Annotated in this window: 18 protein-coding genes; 5 read left to right on the top strand and 13 right to left on the bottom strand. The window is 66.7% G+C overall.

Translation table 11 applies throughout. From position 1 onward, the window contains the following. Genes ABS767_RS13035 through ABS767_RS13010 form a run of 6 tightly spaced genes read right to left on the bottom strand, consistent with a single transcriptional unit; the run spans nt 1 to nt 5,428 of the window. Nucleotides 1–582 (bottom strand): class I SAM-dependent DNA methyltransferase, encoded by a 582-nt coding sequence (locus ABS767_RS13035; protein WP_408079028.1) that lies wholly within the window; start codon nt 580–582, stop codon nt 1–3. Beyond that, complete coding sequence (locus ABS767_RS13030; RefSeq protein ID WP_408079026.1) at nt 579–1,241, bottom strand: PIG-L deacetylase family protein; 663 nt, start codon at nt 1,239–1,241, stop codon at nt 579–581. Before ABS767_RS13030 ends, ABS767_RS13035 begins: the two co-directional genes overlap by 4 nt. After that, complete coding sequence (locus tag ABS767_RS13025) at nt 1,241–2,398, bottom strand: acyl-CoA dehydrogenase (protein ID WP_408079024.1); 1,158 nt, start codon at nt 2,396–2,398, stop codon at nt 1,241–1,243. Before ABS767_RS13025 ends, ABS767_RS13030 begins: the two co-directional genes overlap by 1 nt. Then, nucleotides 2,344–3,411 carry a glycosyltransferase gene (locus ABS767_RS13020; RefSeq protein WP_408079022.1) on the bottom strand — a complete coding sequence of 356 codons (1,068 nt, stop codon included), beginning with the start codon at nt 3,409–3,411 and terminating at the stop codon, nt 2,344–2,346. Before ABS767_RS13020 ends, ABS767_RS13025 begins: the two co-directional genes overlap by 55 nt. Then, nucleotides 3,408–4,328: a glycosyltransferase gene (locus ABS767_RS13015; RefSeq protein ID WP_408079020.1), complete on the bottom strand. Its 921-nt coding sequence runs from the start codon at nt 4,326–4,328 to the stop codon at nt 3,408–3,410. Before ABS767_RS13015 ends, ABS767_RS13020 begins: the two co-directional genes overlap by 4 nt. Then, nucleotides 4,325–5,428 (bottom strand): glycosyltransferase, encoded by a 1,104-nt coding sequence (locus tag ABS767_RS13010; protein WP_408079018.1) that lies wholly within the window; start codon nt 5,426–5,428, stop codon nt 4,325–4,327. Before ABS767_RS13010 ends, ABS767_RS13015 begins: the two co-directional genes overlap by 4 nt. A gap of 174 nt (nt 5,429–5,602) precedes the next feature. Here ABS767_RS13010 and ABS767_RS13005 point away from each other — a divergent pair, with 174 nt between their 5' ends. Beyond that, nucleotides 5,603–5,782 (top strand): hypothetical protein, encoded by a 180-nt coding sequence (locus tag ABS767_RS13005; RefSeq protein ID WP_408079016.1) that lies wholly within the window; start codon nt 5,603–5,605, stop codon nt 5,780–5,782. A gap of 99 nt (nt 5,783–5,881) precedes the next feature. On the opposite strand, the gene ABS767_RS13000 is transcribed toward ABS767_RS13005, so the two are convergent. From ABS767_RS13000 to ABS767_RS12980, 5 genes are read right to left on the bottom strand one after another with little or no spacing between them, the layout of a single operon-like run. Then, nucleotides 5,882–6,664 (bottom strand): glutathione S-transferase family protein, encoded by a 783-nt coding sequence (locus tag ABS767_RS13000; protein WP_408079014.1) that lies wholly within the window; start codon nt 6,662–6,664, stop codon nt 5,882–5,884. After that, the gene (locus tag ABS767_RS12995) at nt 6,661–8,022 is read right to left on the bottom strand and encodes a cytochrome P450 (protein WP_408079012.1); all 1,362 of its coding nucleotides are present in this window, start codon (nt 8,020–8,022) and stop codon (nt 6,661–6,663) included. Before ABS767_RS12995 ends, ABS767_RS13000 begins: the two co-directional genes overlap by 4 nt. Before the next feature lie 29 nt (nt 8,023–8,051). After that, nucleotides 8,052–9,755, bottom strand: coding sequence for a Dyp-type peroxidase (locus ABS767_RS12990; protein ID WP_408079010.1), 1,704 nt, complete (start codon nt 9,753–9,755; stop codon nt 8,052–8,054). Then, the gene (locus ABS767_RS12985) at nt 9,752–10,756 is read right to left on the bottom strand and encodes a hypothetical protein (protein WP_408079008.1); all 1,005 of its coding nucleotides are present in this window, start codon (nt 10,754–10,756) and stop codon (nt 9,752–9,754) included. The genes ABS767_RS12990 and ABS767_RS12985 overlap by 4 nt, the downstream gene beginning before the upstream one ends. Further along, nucleotides 10,749–11,615 carry a hypothetical protein gene (locus ABS767_RS12980; RefSeq protein WP_408079006.1) on the bottom strand — a complete coding sequence of 289 codons (867 nt, stop codon included), beginning with the start codon at nt 11,613–11,615 and terminating at the stop codon, nt 10,749–10,751. The genes ABS767_RS12985 and ABS767_RS12980 overlap by 8 nt, the downstream gene beginning before the upstream one ends. Nucleotides 11,616–11,890: 275 nt before the next feature. Between ABS767_RS12980 and ABS767_RS12975 the strand changes: the two genes are divergently transcribed. Genes ABS767_RS12975 through ABS767_RS12960 form a run of 4 tightly spaced genes read left to right on the top strand, consistent with a single transcriptional unit; the run spans nt 11,891 to nt 15,902 of the window. Beyond that, nucleotides 11,891–13,528: a ferritin-like domain-containing protein gene (locus tag ABS767_RS12975; RefSeq protein WP_408079004.1), complete on the top strand. Its 1,638-nt coding sequence runs from the start codon at nt 11,891–11,893 to the stop codon at nt 13,526–13,528. A 22-nt stretch (nt 13,529–13,550) separates the two neighbouring features. Beyond that, the gene (locus tag ABS767_RS12970) at nt 13,551–14,210 is read left to right on the top strand and encodes a hypothetical protein (protein ID WP_408079002.1); all 660 of its coding nucleotides are present in this window, start codon (nt 13,551–13,553) and stop codon (nt 14,208–14,210) included. Further along, nucleotides 14,197–15,144: an MNIO family bufferin maturase gene (gene bufB, locus ABS767_RS12965; RefSeq protein WP_408079000.1), complete on the top strand. Its 948-nt coding sequence runs from the start codon at nt 14,197–14,199 to the stop codon at nt 15,142–15,144. The genes ABS767_RS12970 and bufB overlap by 14 nt, the downstream gene beginning before the upstream one ends. After that, on the top strand, nt 15,141–15,902 hold the full coding sequence (locus tag ABS767_RS12960) for an HvfC/BufC family peptide modification chaperone (protein WP_408078998.1): 762 nt from the start codon (nt 15,141–15,143) through the stop codon (nt 15,900–15,902). Before bufB ends, ABS767_RS12960 begins: the two co-directional genes overlap by 4 nt. Here the strand turns inward: ABS767_RS12960 and ABS767_RS12955 are convergent, their stop codons facing one another. Next, nucleotides 15,903–17,417: a malonate--CoA ligase gene (locus ABS767_RS12955; RefSeq protein WP_408078996.1), complete on the bottom strand. Its 1,515-nt coding sequence runs from the start codon at nt 17,415–17,417 to the stop codon at nt 15,903–15,905. It lies immediately after the preceding gene. Continuing rightward, nucleotides 17,417–18,409 carry an aldo/keto reductase family protein gene (locus ABS767_RS12950; RefSeq protein WP_408078994.1) on the bottom strand — a complete coding sequence of 331 codons (993 nt, stop codon included), beginning with the start codon at nt 18,407–18,409 and terminating at the stop codon, nt 17,417–17,419. Before ABS767_RS12950 ends, ABS767_RS12955 begins: the two co-directional genes overlap by 1 nt. Between the last annotated feature and the right edge of the window lie 4 nt (nt 18,410–18,413).

Here is an 18,413-nt window from a genome sequence, read left to right as displayed (position 1 = left end):
TCAGCGCCGCCGCCACAGGTCGAGTCGGTAGCGCGCGTGGCGCTCGCTCGCCTCTTCCGCGATGACCTCGCGCAACGCGTCCTTCAGGATGAGGACCGTCCCATCGCCGGTCTGGGGATAGTCGGTCGCACCGATATAGTGGACGAGGAGGATATGCCCGCCTGGCGTGACATGCGCAGCGAGCCACTGCGCCGCACGCTGCAGGTCGGCGACGCTCCAGTAATAGGCGACTTCGGACAGCAGCGCGAGATCGAAGCCGTCTGCGCCGGGCGCTTCGCGCGGGAACGCCATCTGCCGGAGCGTGAGACCCGGGGGGTTGCCCAGCCGTGACCGCGCCTTGTCGAGTGCGGCCGCGCTGATATCCAGCGCGAGCAGCGTGTCGCAAAGCGCAAGCAAACGGTGCGTGAGCACGCCGTGCGCGCAGCCGATCTCGATGGCGCGATGATATCGGCGATCGCCAAGGGCGGCGATGGTGCGATCGAACTTGGCGCGTTCATAGGCGCTCGACGCGAGATCCCAGGGGTCGTCATCGGACGCGAAGATGCCTTCGAAATAGGCGGCATCGAGGCTCTTTTCGCTCATCGCTCCGGCCCGCACAGGCCGAGCAGATCGTGCGGCGGCATCGCCAGCCGATCGCGCGCCAGCCGAAATCCTTCGCCCAGCCTTGGCGTAAGCTGGCTGCGATGCGCGCACAGCGCGTGCCGCCGGCGCCCCGACGGCATCGGCGGTGTGCGAAAATAGCGGCGGCGGGGATCGCGCGGGCTCCAGACATGATAGCTGAATAAAGCGATGCGCCGCCGGGCGAGACGGACGGCATGCGCGGCCAGCGCGAACGCCGCGACGTGGTCGCTATGCCCGTCGTCCGCATCGCTCACTGCGATCGCCCCGACGCGACGGCGCCGCAATTGCGCGGCGAGCCGCAGCGCTTCGCGCTCGAACGCCGGGCTGCCCGGGGCGTGCGGATGAGCGTCGCGCCAGTTCAGCCAGTCGACGGGGGCGTGCGCTGCTCCCAGCCGCCGCAGCGCGGCGCGAGCCTCGCAGCGGCGGATTATGGCCAGTCGCGGGGTTCCGGCCGGGTGCGACGCGGCCCCGTCGGTCAGGAAGGCAATCCCGGCCAGCCGCCCCGCGCGTGCGGAGTGCGCGATCAATGCGCCCGCGCCCAGCGTCTCGTCGTCGGGATGGGGCGCCAGGACGAACCAGCGCGCGCGGCGCCAGCGACTGGCCTGAAGCGCCGCCGCCATCACCACAGCCGGTCGCCGACGGCCCAGGGGTCGCGCTCGAGCAGAGTCATGGCCGCTTCATCGCGGGCATGATCGGGACCAGCCTGTCGCAGGTAGAGCGAGAGGTCGCGGATGATCTTGTCGGCGCGCTCGCCATCGAACGCGCTGCGCGTGCCGAGGAGACGCGCCGCCGCATCTATCGCGGTAAGCCCCGCCTGCTCGACCACGCCGCGGGTCAGCCGCGCGATCGCCACCGCATCGTTCTCTTCCCCGGCGAACCGCCGCGCCGCCTCGGCCACCCAGAAGCCGGCGCTGCGCATCGCCACGACCGCTTCGGCGAAGCGGGCGCGCTGCACCGGATCGGCGCGGGCGGCGTCGCGCATCGCCGTGCGCGTTTCGGCGAGCAGCGCCTCGATCCCGCCAAGCTGGACCGCGCAGAAGCGCCAGGCGCCGGCGGTAAAGCGCGGCTCGCGGTCATAATCGCCGGGCTCGCCGAGCAGCATGTCGGGTTCCGGGGTCAGCCCCTCGACATCGTACCGCCCGCTGACGCTCGCCCGCATGCCCCGCACGCGCCAGCCGGTGAGGTCGGCACGCCCTTCATCATTGGCGGGCACGACGACAAGCCGGCGGTCGCGGTCCGGCACGGCCGCAGTCACCAGCGCGAAATCGAGGCCGCCTGCGCCGCTGGCGAAGACCTTCGCGCCACGCAGCACCGGCGGATCGTCCGGCGCGATGCGCACTCCGGGCGGCGCTTCCGTCGCCCATACGCCGAACCAGGCGCCACGATCGAGCGCATCGCGCAGCCAGTCGTGCTGGCGCGCTGACGCATACCAGTCGAACAGCGCGAGCGCGTTGACATGCCCCTCATAGAGCCGGCCCACGCTCAAGTCTCCGCGGCCAACCTCGCGCAGCGTTCGCGCCATCGCGGCGTTACGCGCCTCGGCGTCGCTGAACACCTCTCCGCCCGCGGCGCCCGGCGCAAATCGGCGATGCACTCCGGCTTCGCGCAGGACCGCCAGACTCGCGACCGGAAAGCGTGGCGCAGCATCGTAGCGCGCACCCAGTTCGGCGAGCCGGCTTTCGACCGTGACGGACGAATGCATCTCGGTTTCGGCACCGATGCTCATGACGCCGCGCACCGCGCGCTTGCGGCCTCTAGCGGCAGCGTCGTCAGCCAAGTGCCCACTCTGGCAGCACCCTTCGCCGTATCGAGCGCAGCCGGCCAGCCAGCCCGCCGCTGCGCGAACGCGCGCGCAATCAGCATGGGCCAGTCGGAAGCCGCGGGCCAGGCCCAGACGACCACTGCCGCGTCGAGCGCCGCGAGCCGCCGCGCCTTGGATCGCTGCTCGTCGAACGGCCGCGCCTCGGGCAGGCAGAGGAAGGGCTTGCGGTGGGCGAGGACAGCGCTCACGAGCCCGTCGCCCGCCGCGCCGATCACCAGACCCGCGCGCGCGATCGCGCTGCCCGCGTCGTCGATCCACCCGCGCAGGCACAGATTGTCCGGCATCTCGGAAGGCACGCTGCACGCCCCGAGAACTTCCCAGCGATAATCGGGAAGCGCCCGCGCCGCTTCCGCCCAGCACGCGCCATCGCCATCTCCCCCGCCCCTGCCCAGCACGACCAGGATGCGCCGCTCGTCCCCGTCAGCGACAGGTGCGGCGCGGATGATGCCGGGGGCATAGAAGGTTCTGGCCACCGTCCCGGGCGGCGTCGCCGGATCCTCCAGCGCGGCATGAAACGGCGCCAGCAGCGCGCAGGCGCCGGCGAACGCATCGCGATGCGGGCGATCGTCACGCACGCCGCTCAGCCGCACATACACCGTCGGTACCGAAGCGAGCCGCGCGAGCATCGCCACCTCGACGGATACGTCGACCACCATCAGCCGCGGCTGCGCCTCTGCGATCCAGTGCGCGATCGCTGCGGTGCGCCGACGTACTCCGTCATGATCGAACGGTGCGTAATGGAGCGCAGGTGGACGCTCGCCCCGGCTTCCTCCGCCCCGGTCCGAATCGGAGAAATCGGCCGCAATGCGATCGTCGGGCAAGTCGATCGCGGGGACGAGGCCGGTGCGTCCGGCCAGTCCGGTCCCGAGCAGGGTGACCCCCTCGCCCATCGCCTCCGCGATCGCGAGCGCGCGCTGGCGATGGCCATCGCCATGATGATGGACGTAATAGCCGATCGGTCTTGTCATGCGGCGCGCTTCCACTCGAGCACCATGTCGTTCGGCATGGGTTCGAGCGCAGCCTCGGCCGCCGGGAGCGTGGCATCGCCATGCGCGATGCGCCAGGCGCGCCGCCAGCGTGCCCGCTCGCGCCAGTGGGACAGTGCAGGGACGGTCATCGCATCGCCCGACCCGACCAGGCTTCGCCAACGCCGCATGTCCTCGGCCATGCCGCCCGCCGCCCGGCCCACATCGCGGGCGGAGGTACGGGTCCATACCGATGGCGGATGGACGAGGCGCCCCCCCGCGCCGATCGCGGCGGCAACCAGCGCCTGGTCCTCGCCGCTCGCCAGCGGCGGGACACCGCCGGCCCGCCGGTACAGCCCGACATCGAGCGCCAGGCTGGCGCCGGTATGATCGCCATGGCGGGGCGGCGGGTCCCAGGGCAGCGGATCGATCGCATCCTCGATATCGCGAACCGCCTGCCAATAGGCGTCGAGCGCCGTGCGGATCGCGCGCATCTCCGGCGTGACGGGTTCGCGCTCGTCGAGCAGGATCGCCCCGCCAATGACGGTGCCGGGCGCTGCGGCGGCCAGATTGGCGGCGATCCAGCCCGGCGGCGGACGGCAATCGGCATCGGTCGAGATGAGCAGGCCGTCATCGGTATCGAGCCATTCGATGCCGAGTGCCATTGCGGCGCGGCGCGCCGAGCCGGCATGCGCCTCGCCGGGCGCGAGCGTCATGTCCCGCATGCGCAGCAGGACGCGGCCGTGCCTATGTTCGGCTGCCGACCGCGCCACCTCCGCAGTGCCGTCGTCGCTATTGTTGACGAGGAGCGCCACCCGGACGAGCCCGACCCCCTCCTGCATGCTCAGCGCCTCGATCAGCGTCGCGACGCGCCCCGCTTCGTTGCGCGCGGGTACGCAGACGCAGAACGGCCGCGTCACGCGACGCTCGCCACGGGGGCCTGCACGTGAGCGAACGGCTCGGGCAAGATCCAGTCGGCCGCCAGCCGCCGATAGAGCGCCTCATAGGCATCGACCATCCGCTCGGCGTCGCAATGCCGTTCGGCGCGCGCTCGGCAGGCGGCGCGATCGAGCGTCGCGGCGCGGCATGCGGCGGCGGCGAGTTCGGCGACGTCGTCGGGTGCGGCGAGCGCGCCGCATTCCGCATCGAGCAATGCCGGAACGCCCCCGCGCCGGAAGGCCGCGACCGGCGTGCCGCAGGCGAGCGCCTCCGCGACGACCAAGCCATAGGGTTCCTCCCACCGTGGCGTGCACAGCGCCGCTGTGGCGCCCCCCACCAGCCGCGCCAGCGCGACGTGATCGAGATGGCCGACATGGACTGCATCGGGGCCGAGGCGCGGCGCAATCGCCTCCCGGAAATAGCCGGGGTCCGAAACGGGACCTGCGATCCGCAGGGTCAACCCCGCGCGCCGGGCGGCATCAATGGCGAGGTCCAGCCCCTTTTCGGGAACGATGCGCCCGTACCAGACGAGATAGGGATCGCGGTCGGGAACCGGACGATAGGGGAAGTGCGCGAGGTCGATGCCATTGGGGATCACCTCGTCGATCTGCGCGACATGCGACCACATCGTCGCGGTCGCCTGCGACACCGCCACATAATGCATGCGGTCGCGGTTGAGCCGCATGCCGCTTTCGAGCCAGCAGAAGGGCGGGGTGTGCAGCGTGGTGATCATCGGCGTCGCCAGCGTGTCCGCCATGCTCACGGGCAGATAATGGAGCGAATTGTTGTGAATGACGTCGAACGCGCGGCCGCGCAGCTCGGTCATCAGTCGTAGATAGGCGTGATGCTCGCGGAAAAAGGCGACGTCATTGGCCTCGGCGATGCCGGTTTCGAGCAACGAGGTCTGCTCGCAGATCGCCTCGACCCCCAGCGTCGGATCGGACGCATCCGAAGCGAATAGCGTTACCGCGTGCCCGCGCGCGCGCAAGGCACGCGCCAGCATATGCGTATGCATTTCCAGGCCGCCCGCGAACGGCTCGGAGATGGGATATTTCAGATGGGCGATGATCGCGATCCGCATGACGCACTCCCGAACCCGCGACCAGTCCGGGTTTGTCAGAACAGCGAATTGAACCTGCGATCGACCGAATGGCTCCCCCCTATAACTTTAATCATAGCGTTAATTTCAGAGCGCTTCGGAACCGTCGGTGCAGGAACATCATTCTTCCGATGTTCCCCGACCAAGGAGTCAGACATGAGCATCGAAGGCAAGGCCAAGGAAGCCGCAGGCTATGTGAAGGAAGAGCTGTACGAGCACGGCAAGTCGCCGGAGAGCCAGAAAAAGGCCGAAGAAGGTCGCGATCTGCGCAACGAGGGCCGAATCGAGGACGGCAAGGCGCCCAAGACCACCGAGCCTGGCACCGGCGCTTCCTGACGGCAGGATTGTCGATCTGAATAGCGTCGCTCCCTAGCGGGGCGGCGCTTTTTCATGTGTACGCGTGGCGGAAATGGCGGCGCGACGCCCTCCCCCGTCCTACCCTTGCGTTCCCCGCCCGGCGAACCCGCTATCGTAAAGCCGCTGCACATAGCTGGCCGTCGGCCGGCCGCGCAGCTCCTCGATCAACGCGCGCAGCGGCAGCGGCATCGCCGCGATCGGCGGCATCAGCGCACCATATCCCCGCGGAAGCAGCAGCGGCGCAAAGGCCGCGCACAGCGCGATATCGGCGATCGTCAGTCGATTGCCGTCGAGATAGGTCCTTCCGTCGGCAATCCGCAGATCGGTCGCGTCGAATGTGGCGCGGATGCGCGTCTCCGCGGCAGCGGCGCGTTCGGCCGACAGCTTGAGGCCGAAGGTGATGATCGCGCGCAACAGCGGGTAGCTGAGCGTCAGGAGCGTCCGTTCGATCCAGGGGACCGGCGCGCCGAAGATCGGCTGCATCAGCGCGCGCTGGGGCAGAAGATGGAAATAGGCGAAAACCGCGATGTCGGTGCCCATCACGCCGTTATAGGTCTGCCAGTCCTGTGCGACCTGGTCCGCCAAAGGCCCGAAGTCCGGGATCAGTCGTTGATCGGCGGGCAATGCCGCGTCGAAATGCTGCGCGATGGGATACGGACTCGTGAGCGCGAAGCCGTCGCCATACAGCAGGGGAATATGTCCGTTGCCGCCGCGCACCAGCGTGCGGATCGCCGCGGAAATCGGGAGATGATCCCGCTCCACCACGGCGATGCCGTAATAGCGGGTGACCAATCGCGTGGTCTCGCTGTCGATCATCGGCTGAAAGGTCAGCATCGTTGCCTGGACGGGAGGCACGCTCATGTATCGAACTCGAGGTGGAAATGCTGCGGAAACGGCGTGTCCGCCTTGTCGATCTGCCCGCGCGCGCCGTCGGCGCGGCGGAGATTGGGCTGGGCGAGCAGCGGCTTGAGCATCGCGGGGAGCACCGCCCGGTTGATATGCGCGCCGAAGCAGACGTGCATGCCATAGCCCCACAGCATATAGGTTTCCCACGGCCGGTCGGTGCGGAAGCGCGTCGCGTCCGGCACGGCGAGCGGATCGAACATCGCCGACAGGTTCGATGCCATCACGATGCTGTCCTTGACGATCCGGCGCCTACGCAACCGGCCCGCGGCGATCGACGTGTCGCGCATCGCGCGGCGGTAGACGACCGGGTTGAGCGGGCGGAAGCGCAGCGCCTCGAACACATACGCCGCCAGCAGCGCATCGTCGCCGCTGCGCGCCGCCGCGCACGCAGCGGTAAATTCGTTCGGGCGGTCCAGCAATTCGTCGAGCGCGAGGTTGGCGGTGGCGGACAATGTCGGAAGTTCGCCGATCAACAAGCCGATCAGGTTGTTGCGAATGTCGCGATCATCCATTCCCGGCATATCGGCATTGCCCATGGCGAGGCAGCGTCCCAACACATCATCCTGCTCCGGCGCCTTGCGTCGCGCGGCGATGTGCGCGTCCATCCAGTCGCGGAAGCTCGCCGCAGCCGCCCTGGCCCGCGCGTCGAGAGCGGGATCGGCCTGCAGGTCGATGAACAGATACCAGAAGAGCAGCGTCGTCCATTCGGCGATCGCCGCCTGCGACGGGCCCGGCGTGCCGAAATAATGATCGAGCAGTCCCGCCGCGACCGGCTGGGTCAGCGCCTGCGGCACATCGATCCGGCCCGGCACCATCGCGACGATTTCCGCAGCGCGCGCAGAGACATAGGGCACGACAATCGCGGGGACGTCGTCGCGCCGGACCACCAGCCGCATGTTCGAGGTATCGCGGGTGTAGCGCGGCGTATCCTGCATCCCGAGGAAGAAGTTTTCGCCACCGGTGATCATCTCCATGCGGGGCGCATAGACCACGCCGAAATCGGCATCGCGGGAGAGGATGTCGGTGACGTCGCTGTGGCGTGTGGCGATCGCGGTGATGCCGTTGTTGGGATAGGAGGCGATGACCTTGCGCCTGATCACCAGGTTGGGCTGGAACAGCCGCAGCACCGCGAAGACCTTGCGCTGCCCTTCCGGCCCGCCGATCGCCGCACCCAGCCGGCTGCCGATCGTCCCGCTCTTGCCGAACAGCGCGCCGATGCCGGCGGCGATCAGCCAGACCAGCGCCCCCAACCCCTGGAGGATCAGCAACAGCCGTCGCCAGATCGCGGTCGGCAGGTTGAACAGCCATTGCACCGGGCGTCTCCTTGTCGGGTGTGGGTCGGTCAGGTCGGGTCGATGATGCCCATCCCGATCATCCGCAGCGCGGTCATGCTGGGCAGGAAGAAGTAATCGCCGCCGCGCGGCTCGACGAACTGGGGCATCCGGTCGCAGATGAAGGGCAGTTTCCCGACCTCGGGATCGACCGGGATGACCAGCTTGGGCTCGTCCTTCTCGGCATGATTGCCGATGACCGGACAGGTGTCGCTGCCCGCGTTGAAGTCGAGCCCGTACTGCATCCATTGCTGCTGCACGAATTCGAACTGGCGGAACAAGTTGGTGCAGATCGCCATGAAGATGATGCCATGGTCGCCATCGTCACCGGGGGCGGCGGGATCATACTGGCCATAGGGCAGCCCGCGCCGCAGGATGCGGCGGCGGTTGATGATCGCGCTGCCGTCCTTCGACATGCCGTCCGCGTCGAATGTCGGCCCAAGCGTGTCGCGCGGGTTGGCGCGGCGCAGGTGCGAGGTGACCGGGCATTTCGATCCGGCGGGGTCGGAGGCGTAGATGAAGTTGGTGAATTTGAGCGCGATCGCGGCCAGCTTCGCCTTGTCCTTCTCCGCGCGCGCTTGATCGAGCTCGGCGCGGAAGCGTTGCCAGGCGCCGTAGGTCGGCGCGACCATCAGCGGCACGCCATCCTCCCACCGGCCGACCATCTTGGCCTTGATCGTCTCCACCGCTTCGCGATGCGGCACCTGATACAGCCTGGCGTAGCGCTGGGCCTGATCGTCGATATAGGCGTGGAAGGTGCCGACCGCCTCGTGCAGCTTGCGATAGGCCATGAAGGTGCCGTTGCGGCTGAACGCGATCGGCATCGCCGCGCCGGGGATCTCCTGCGCTTCGTCGGGATAGCCGAGCAGGAACTCGCCGGTCGCCAGCGGCTGCCAGCTGCCGTCCGCCATCAGCTTGCCGCCGCCCGCGACGCGCACCCGCTCCGCCTCGCCCGAGAACTGGCCCGAGAAGACCGGATCGCCGAACCCGTCGGACAGGCCGAAATGCTCCTTGTTGGTCGGCCACCAATTCTCGCCGTCCTGCCGCATGACCGCGGACAGGTCCTGCCATTTTGCCTTGTCCGGACCGACCCCGTCGAGCAGCACGACGCCGCCGCGCGACTTCTTGCACAGCGCGACGATCGCATCGGTTTCGGCGTCCAGCTCGGGACAGGCGGTCCCGTCCGGATTCTGCTGGGCATAGAGCGTCAGCAGGATGTGGACGCGCTTGTCGCCCTTCGACTCCCGCCACACCGCATCGCGCTTGTCGAGAAAGGGATCGTCGCCGAGCAGCGCGGCGCGTGCCTCCATCCCGTCGATGAAATCGTCGGGCATCCCGCGCAACGTTCGCGTGGGCACGCCGAGTGCCAGCAGCCCCAGAAAGGTGAAACCGATATTGAGCGTCACCTTGGGCTTGAGCAATTGCACTCGGCCCGGATAGTCGGGCTCGCCCTCCGCACGGGCGATGTCCTTGACGCGCGGATTGTGCGTGCGGACCAGCGGCTCCTGACGGTTGGGGTCCTTCCAGCGCGCGGCAGTGGTGATCCTGGGCCGCAACGCCTCGACAAAGGCGCGGCCCTTCCGCGCGTCGCGGATGGTGAGGTAGAAATTGCGCCCCTTGGGAAAGCCGTCGCCATAGGTGCGCAGGATTCCGCCCTGGATATCGGCGAGGTCGAGCAGCGTCGCGGCGGGCGTGGTATTGGCGGCGTTGGTCATGCCCCGTCTCCCGGAAGCTTGCTGCGGATCACGCCGGCGGGCTGGGTCGGGCCGTCCAGATCGGCGGGCCGGGTCGCGGCGAGGAACTGGCGAAACGCAGCGCCCCATTTCGCCGGATCACGACGTTGCTGCTCCATGGCGAAGCGGGTGAACGCCTGTTGCAGGTACAGGCCCTTGAGGACGTGGCGCAGGTCGCTGCCTGGCGCCGCGGGATAGGGTTGCCGCCCTTTCCACAGGATCCAGTAATAGTCGATCACCAGGCCGAGGATGAGCAGCGCGAGCCCCGCCCAGGGCATCCAGCTCCAGCCGCCCCAACCGGCAAAGCCCGCTGCCGATTGCCAGCCGGTCCAGCGCAGGATGCCGGCCAGCACCGACGCCAGCAGCATCAGCGCGCCGACCCCGGGGATCAGCGCCAGCCCCATGGTCGAGATCGAACTCAGCTTCGGCGGCACGTACCAGTAATCGTGGAACGGCATCGTCGTTTCGATCTGGCAGCGCAGGATGTAGCCGGCGAAGCTCGCCGCGTCGGTGACCGTGTCGAAGTCGTAGCAATATTGGAAGATCGAGCGCAGTTCCGGCTCCATCTGCCCCCACAGTTCCTCCAGATAGCGGCGCGGCTCGCCCGCACCGCCGGGATCGGGAAGATCGAAATCGATCGTCCAGAAGATATAGGGGCAGGTGATCTGATCGACCGGCTGGGGATCGAGGAGATCGGTCCCCTTCACCGCGTTGATCAGCGCATTGCTGTGATCGCGCCCGTTGAAATAGGGCTGGTCGAGGATCACGAACCGGGTGAAGTGCGTCCGCAGATTGCGGGAGAACGGGCTGTTGAGCCCGATTTCCTCGGTCGCGTGCGATTGCAGCGCGGTCGGCAGCGTCTCGAACACCTCACGGATGACATGGATCGGCGAGCTTTTGATGCCGTCATGCTCGACAATGCCCTCGTTGCAGACCGGCACTGCAGCGGTGAAGAAATAGCTGCTGACATCGATATTAGCCATCGGTCTTCTCCCCCGTTTCGGCGGAGGGCTCGGGTGGCGCGTCCGGGACCTTGGGCGCTTCGTCGCTATGCGGGGTGGAATCGAGCGCGTCTGCGACCGCCGCGCGAACGGCCGCCCGCGCGTCCGGGTCCGCATTCGCGCTGGAAGCGACGACGACCTCTGCGGGCACCGGCTCCAGCTCGCGCTCGGCCTCGATTCCGCCGGTGCCACCCGCGCCCCAGCGGCCAAGTTCGGCATCGGCGCGATTTCGGTCGGCCGCTGCGGTGTCGCAACTTGCGACCGGAGCATAACCAGGGGAGCCCAGCCCACCCTGGTTCGCGATCAGCAGGCGTTCATAGGCCGAAGCGAGTTCGGCATCGCTGAGCCAGTCCGCCTTAGCGGCGAGCGCGGCGAGATCGTGCGACAGCTTGAGCGCCAACTTGATGTCGCGCTGGCCGCTGCCGGGGGTCGCATTATAATAATAGCTCGTGTCGACCTGATTGGCGCGGATATAGTCCTTGAACGGCGTAATCGGGATGGAATTGGGATAGCGGGTGCTCGAATACCAGAAAAGGTCGAGCCCGCCCGGAATGCCGTCTGCAAAGGCGTCGATATATTGGTCCCAGGTGCCGTTGAAATTGCTGCAGAACAGCATGTAGTCGTTCGACAGGTTCGCGGGGGGCTGGCCCAGCTGCGGCCATTGATCGCGCCGAATAATCACCCAGCGCGCGAAATGGATGAAACCGAGGCCCAATAATCCCGACAGCGTCGATGGCAGCGACCGCGAGATCATGAACAGGAAGTAATTGATCCAGGTCACACCGGGGCGCATCGGTGTGACGACATTCATGCCATAGGCTTTTCCCGCCAGATTGCTCATCGATCATTCCCCGAGAGACACGCACGGTACAGATCATCAAGCAAACGCGGAGACTCAACAGTCGATGCGCTCGTTATTCGATGGCGGCGAAACTAGAGTCGGTGCAGCACAGGTGGCAAGCCATTTCATGGATAATGTTGTATTCATAACGGAATTTGTTTGGACGCAACTTTCCCGTTGTCTGTGCCAATCCGTCCTTCTATGTTTTCAGGTACAGGGGCTTGCGTCCATTTTTGTTCCCCGGTTTCCAGACTGACTCGGATCTGAGGAATTTTATGGACACGTCCGACCCGGTTACGCCGCTGACCCCTGCCGAACAGGAATTCGTGGCGAAGCTCAACGCATCCTGGACCCGGGAACAGGTGCTCGCGCGCCTCAAGTCCGATCTGCAGACTGCGGTCGAGATCGAATTGGCGACGATCCCGATCTATCTCTACACCTACTATTCGCTCGTCCGGAACAACGAGAGCGGTGAGACGATCAGCGACGCTCAACTGTTCGCGAACAAGGCGGGCGGGATCATCATGAGCATTGCGGTGGAGGAGATGCTCCACATGTCGCTGTCATCGAACATCCTGTGGTCGATGGGCGTGATGCCGCAGCTCTACCGCCACGCGCCCGGCGCCTATCCCGCGGGTCTGCCGTATCACAATCCGAAAGGTCCGATCGGTCCGGATGGCAAGACGTGCGTGGAAATTCCGCTCGGCAAGCTCGGCTTCGAGCAGCTCTGGCACTTCCTGCAGATCGAATATCCCGAGCAGTGGAATGCCGCGCCGCAGGACAGCGACTGGGACACGATCGGGCAATTCTATTCCTATATCCGCTGCCTGCTCAGCACCCAGTTCCTCGACGATTCGGACTTTCAGCGCGGATCGGTCAGCAACGCGATCCAGCCCTACAACTACTCGCCGAACAACGTCGACACCGTCTACCCTTCGGCGGGCTTCGACCCGTGGAAGCCGGCGCCCCCCGCGACGGTCGGGTGGGCCGATCCGGTGCAGGGCGCGGCGGCGGCTGCGGTCTATCCCGATTATGCCGACAGCCATGCCGGTCAGACCCAGCTGGTCGCCATCCGATCGATCCAGGATGCCGCGACCGCGATCGACACGATCTGCGATCAGGGTGAAGGCGTGCCGATCCCGGATACCGGCCCCAGCCCCGACGACGACCCGTCGAAGGACGAGGAGTCGCACTATGTGAAATTCCTGACGCTCCAGGCGCAGTTCGCCGACTATGCCGGAACGACCGAGCAGCGGCCGCCCCACCCCCCGGCACCAAGTGATGTGATCCAGCCGGCGATGACGCAGCAGGCGCTGCTCGACGCCGGGGTGCTGGTGAACATGCCCGACAGCCCGCTCGCGTCGAGCTATCCCGAACATTATGTCGACATCGCCAATTTCTGCAGCGCGTGCTTCCAGTACATGCTGGTGATGACCGAGACGGTCTATCTGGTGCCGCCCGAGAAGCAGAAGCTGTTCTTCAACGAAGGGCTGCACCGATCGATGATCTGGGTGCTCGACAAATATATCCGCACGATCCGGCAGATCCCGATCCCCAGCGGCGACTATGCAGGCATGATGATGGGCCCGACGTTCGAGAACGTCTCGCTCGGCGACCGGCGCGTGTCGTTTCAGGGCCTGACCGATTACGGAAACAAGGCGATCGCCGCGGCCAATGCGCTGATCGCGCAGCTCGACGCGAGCGAGGTGGTCGAGCATGTCCAGGCGCTGTTCGCCCCGGGTGCAGCCAACGCCGCGGCGCTCAAGGTGGAAAAGGAGGACGGCGATCTGATCGGCGTGCTTCAGAACGTCATCTATTATGTCGGTGTCGCGATTTCGAAGACCGGCACCAACAACGTCTCCATGCACCTGCCCGATGTCGGCCCCTATTGGACCGCCGCCCAGAAACGCTGATCGACCGCGAGAGGAACGACTCATGGCATCCTGCTCCACGCCACCGGTAAAGCCCGGCGAGCCTGTCCCCTCGCCCTACCCATATCCCGACGAGCCGGCCTTTCCCGGCTCGGGTGTGATCGGTCCGCAGCCCAAGGGGCTGCCGCTCCACGCGTGCATGGGATTGAATGCGTGCGCCGGCTCGGATCGCTTCGGCGTGCTCGGCGCGCCGGGACGCGAGCCCAATGCCTGCGCGGGACAGGGCTATTGCTCGACGGGCACCGATCACACCTGCCATGTCCAGAACGAGTGCAGGGGCCAGGGCGGCTGCGGCCTCTATGGCACGGGCGAGGAGATGAACAATCCCGGCGCCAATGACTGCCGGTCGCAGGGGTCGTGCGCCACGCCGATCAATGCCGAACGGTTCAGCACCAACGGGCCGAACCAGGGAAAAAGCGTCTGGCTGCGCGCACGGGAGGTGTTCGAGGCGAACTGGGAGGTCACCCGTCTGGAATTGCTCGCCGCGCAGGTCGCCGGAAAGATTCCGGCAGATCGCGCGATCCCGGAAACCCCCGGCAGCCCGCCCGCAGCCTTCGCGGGCACCGGGCCAACTTATCTATGGATTTCCGACGACAATGAGGAGCGCGGCAACATGACCGCGTGTGGATCGAGCGGGATGAGCGGCGCCGGTGGCTGTAGCTGAGGACGCACGCGCCGCCCTGCCCCGGCTCGGGCTGGGTCTGGGGCTGCGCAACGTCCATTTCGACGCCATCCTGTCGAGCGATCGCCGAGACCTGTGGTTCGAGGCGATTTCCGAGAATTTCATGGACTCGGGCGGGCGACCACGGGCGATCCTGCGTGCCGTGGCAGAGCGCTATCCGGTGGTCCTGCATGGCGTTTCGCTGTCGATCGGGAGCACCGATCCGCTCGACACCACCTATCTCGCGACGCTCAAGCGGCTGGCGGACGAGGTGCGACCGGCGTGGGTGAGCGACCATCTGTGCTGGACCGGGGTGAATGGGCACAATTCGCATGATCTGTTGCCGATGCCGCTTACACAGGAGAGCCTGGACCATGTCGCCGACCGGGTGCTGGAGGTGCAGGATCGGCTCGAACGTCCGCTGATCCTGGAAAATCCCAGTTCCTATGTCCGCTTCGCACAATCGACGATGGAGGAACCCGAGTTCCTCCGCGCGCTCGCCGAGCGCACGGGCTGCGGGCTGCTGCTCGACGTCAACAATGTCTATGTCAGCTGCTTCAATGCGGGGACCGACCCGGTCGCCTATCTCGATGCCTTTCCCTGCGACCGAGTCGTGCAGATGCATATCGCGGGACATCAGGATTTCGGCACGCACGTGATCGACACGCACGACCGCCCCGTCCGGGCCGAGGTCTGGGATCTGTTTCGCATCGCCTGGGCACGCACCGGTGGCGCGTCGACCCTGCTCGAATGGGATGACGGGATTCCGGATTTCGATACCTGTCTGGCGGAGTTGCAGAAGGCGGAGCGCTACATGCCCGGCGGCTCCGCAACGTTCCGCGTCGACGGGCCTGCCGCCGGTGGTTCGGGCGTCTCCAATCCCGTCGATTTCCTCGTGCCGCGAACGATGGAGAGCGTGATGGACGATGCCGCGTGACCCAGCTCGCCGCTGCGCAGCGTCGCATGCATGCGACGCTGATCCATCCGCTCGCCGATCCGAATGCGGCGAGCACGCTGTTTCGGTCCGGGGGGCGGCTTGGCCCGTCGGCCGGTCTGGCAATCTATCAGCGCGGCTATTTCCTGCGGATCGCCGCGTGCATGCGCGAGCAGTTTCCGGCGCTGTGCCACGCGCTCGGGCGGGCGCTGTTCGACGATTTCGTCGCGGACTATATACGGGACTGCCCGCCCGAACGTCACACGCTCTACGACCTGGGGCGCCGCTTTCCCGCATGGCTACAGGCCAACCGACCCGAGCCGCAAGCGCGGGAACGATGGGTCGAGTTCATGATCGACCTTGCCGAGTTCGAATATGCCCTGTTTTCGATGTTCGACATGGCGGGACATGAGGGCAAGCCGTTCGCGACACGGGACACGCCCGATCGCGATCTGCGTCTTCAGCCCGCCTTCGCACTCGGGCGATATGGCTTTCCGGTCGCCGCCTACTATCATGCCGTTCGCCGGGGCGAGGCGCCACGTTTGCCGATCCCCTCTCCCACCCATGTCGCGCTGGTCCGCCGCGATTACCGCATCCGCACCGTCCTGCTGACGCCCGGACATTATACGCAACTTCGCGCGCTCCAAAGCGGCGAACCAATCACGTTCTCGGCCGAGCGTGAACGCTGGATCGACTGGGGCTTCTTCGTCACGGACCCCGGCGGCAGCGTCGAAAAGCTCGCCTCATCTCCTGAGGACTGATCACGCGTTCGCGAAGATGTCGCGATACTCCGCGCGGAGCTGCGCCTTCTGTATCTTGGCCATGGCGTTGCGCGGGAGCGCATCGACCAATACCAGGCGACGCGGCTGCTTGAAGCGGGCGAGCTTGTCCTGAATTGCGCCGAGGAGCGATGCGGCATCCGCCGTACCGGGTGACTCGAGCACCACGACCGCCACCACGCCTTCGCCCAGATCGGGGTGCGGCGCGCCGATCACGGCGGATTCCCGCACCTCCGGCAGCGCGTCGAGCAAGGCTTCGATTTCCGCCGGATAGACGTTGAAGCCGCCGGTGATGATCAGATCCTTGTCGCGACCGACGATGGCGACATAGCCCTGATCGTCGACGACGCCGAGGTCGCCGGTGATGAAATAGCCGTTGCGAAAATCGGTCGCCCGCCGTTCGGGCTGTTGCCAATAGCCGCTGAACACGTTCGGCCCGGCGACCTCGATCATCCCGATGTCCCCATCGCTCAGCGCGATCCCCGTTTCGAGGTCGACGATCCGCACCGAAACGCCCGGAAGCGCATGGCCGACCGTGCCGGCGCGGCGCGCGCCGTCATAGGGGTTGGAGGTGATCATGTTGGTTTCGGTCATGCCATATCGCTCCAGAATGGCATGGCCGGTGCGCTCGAGAAATGCGCGGTGAACGTCGGCCGACAGCGGAGCGGAGCCGGAAATGAACAGTCGCATGTGCGATGTCAGGTCGCGGTCCAGCAGCGGGCTGTCCAGCAAGCGGGTGTAGAAGGTCGGCACGCCCATCATGACGGTCGCGCCTGGCAATTGCGCGATGACCGAAGCGGCGTCGAAGCGCGGGAGAAAGCGCATCGACGCACCGGCCGCGATGACGGTGTTGATCGCCACGAACAGCCCGTGCGTGTGAAAGATCGGCAAGGCATGGAGCAGCACATCGTCGCGCGTGAACCGCCACGCATCGACCAGCGTGAACGCGTTGGACGCCAGATTGTCGTGGCTGATCATCGCCCCCTTGGAGCGGCCGGTGGTTCCCGATGTGTAGAGGATCGCGGCCAGATCGCCGTCGTCGCGCGCTACCGTCGCAAACCGGTCGGGCTGCGCGCCCGCCTTGCGGCCGAAGCTCCCGTTCCCTGCGTCGTCCAGCGTCTCGATCGCGCGGACACCGGCGGCCGCCGCGACCGTGCGCAATTCTTCCAGCCGAGCCGGATCGCAGACGAACAGCGCAGGCTCGGCATCATTGAGGAAGTAGCCGAGCTCGCTTGCGGTATAGGCCGTGTTGAGCGGCAGGAACACCGCGCCTGCGCGTACCGTCGCCAGATACAGCACGACCATGTCGAGGCTCTTCTCGGTCTGCACCGCCACGCGATCACCGATCTGTACGCCCAACGCGCGCAGCTGATTGGAAAAGCGCGCGGTGCGATCGTCCAACTCGCCATAGGTGACGACCGCACCCTCCGGCAGGACGGCAAATTTCGCATCATCCGCCGGGAAACAGGCCGCCAGTCGCGCGTAGAGATTGGCCATCAGCGCGCGGCCGTGTTGAAGCCGGGTACGGACGGAACCGCGACCTTCTCACGCGGGATCGCCGCGGCGATCGCCTCTGCCCGTGCGAAGAGCTGCGGGTCGATCTCGAGACCCGACGCCGCGGCGTTTTCGGCAAGCTGTTCTGGGCGGCTCGCCCCCACGATCGCGGACGCGACATTGGGCTCGCGCAGAACCCAGGCAAGGGCGAACTGTGCCAGGCTAACGCCCGCCTCGTCCGCAAGCGCACGCATCGCCTGGACCGCCTCCAGCGTCGCTTCGGTCATCTTCGGCCCGATCATCTTGCCCATCGTGTCATGCGCTGCACGACTGTCCGCCGGGGCCGGGACGCCGGGGCGATACTTGCCCGTCAGGACGCCCTGCGCCAGCGGCGACCACACGATCTGCGAAATTCCGTTCGCGGCGCACAGCGGAATGACCTCCTTCTCCGGCCGGCGCCACAGCAGCGAATATTGCGGCTGGCTCGACACCAGCTTGTCCGCCCCCGGAAGCGCGAGCGCGTCGCGGATATTCTGCGGTGACCACTCGGAGAAGCCGAGATAGCGGACCTTGCCCGCCTGTACCGCCGCGGTCAGCGCCTCCATCGTCTCGTCGAGCGGCACGTCGGGGTCGTAGCGGTGGCATTGATAGAGATCGATATAGTCGGTGCCCAATCGCCGGAGCGATGCGTCGAGCTGCTTTTCGACCTGCGCGCGGCTGAGACCGCGGTCGGTATCGCTCATCGGCCCGAACAGCTTGGTCGCCAGGATGTAGCTGTCGCGCGGACGGCCAGCGAGTGTCTCGCCCAGGAAGGTCTCGGCCGCCCCGCGCCCATAGACATTGGCGGTATCGATGAAGTTGATGCCCAGGTCGAACGCACGATCCACGACGGCGACGGCCCGGTCCCGCTCGATCCCGACGCCGAAGGTCATCCACGACCCGAGCGAGATTTCCGAAACATTGAGGTCGCTGGACCCCAGCTGGCGGTAACGCATATCG

This window comes from Sphingomonas plantiphila (genome assembly GCF_046000505.1).
GTDB classification, from domain to species: domain Bacteria; phylum Pseudomonadota; class Alphaproteobacteria; order Sphingomonadales; family Sphingomonadaceae; genus Sphingomonas; species Sphingomonas plantiphila.
Note: the sequence above shows the minus strand (reverse complement) of the source record. Positions and strands in the feature narration are given on the sequence as shown.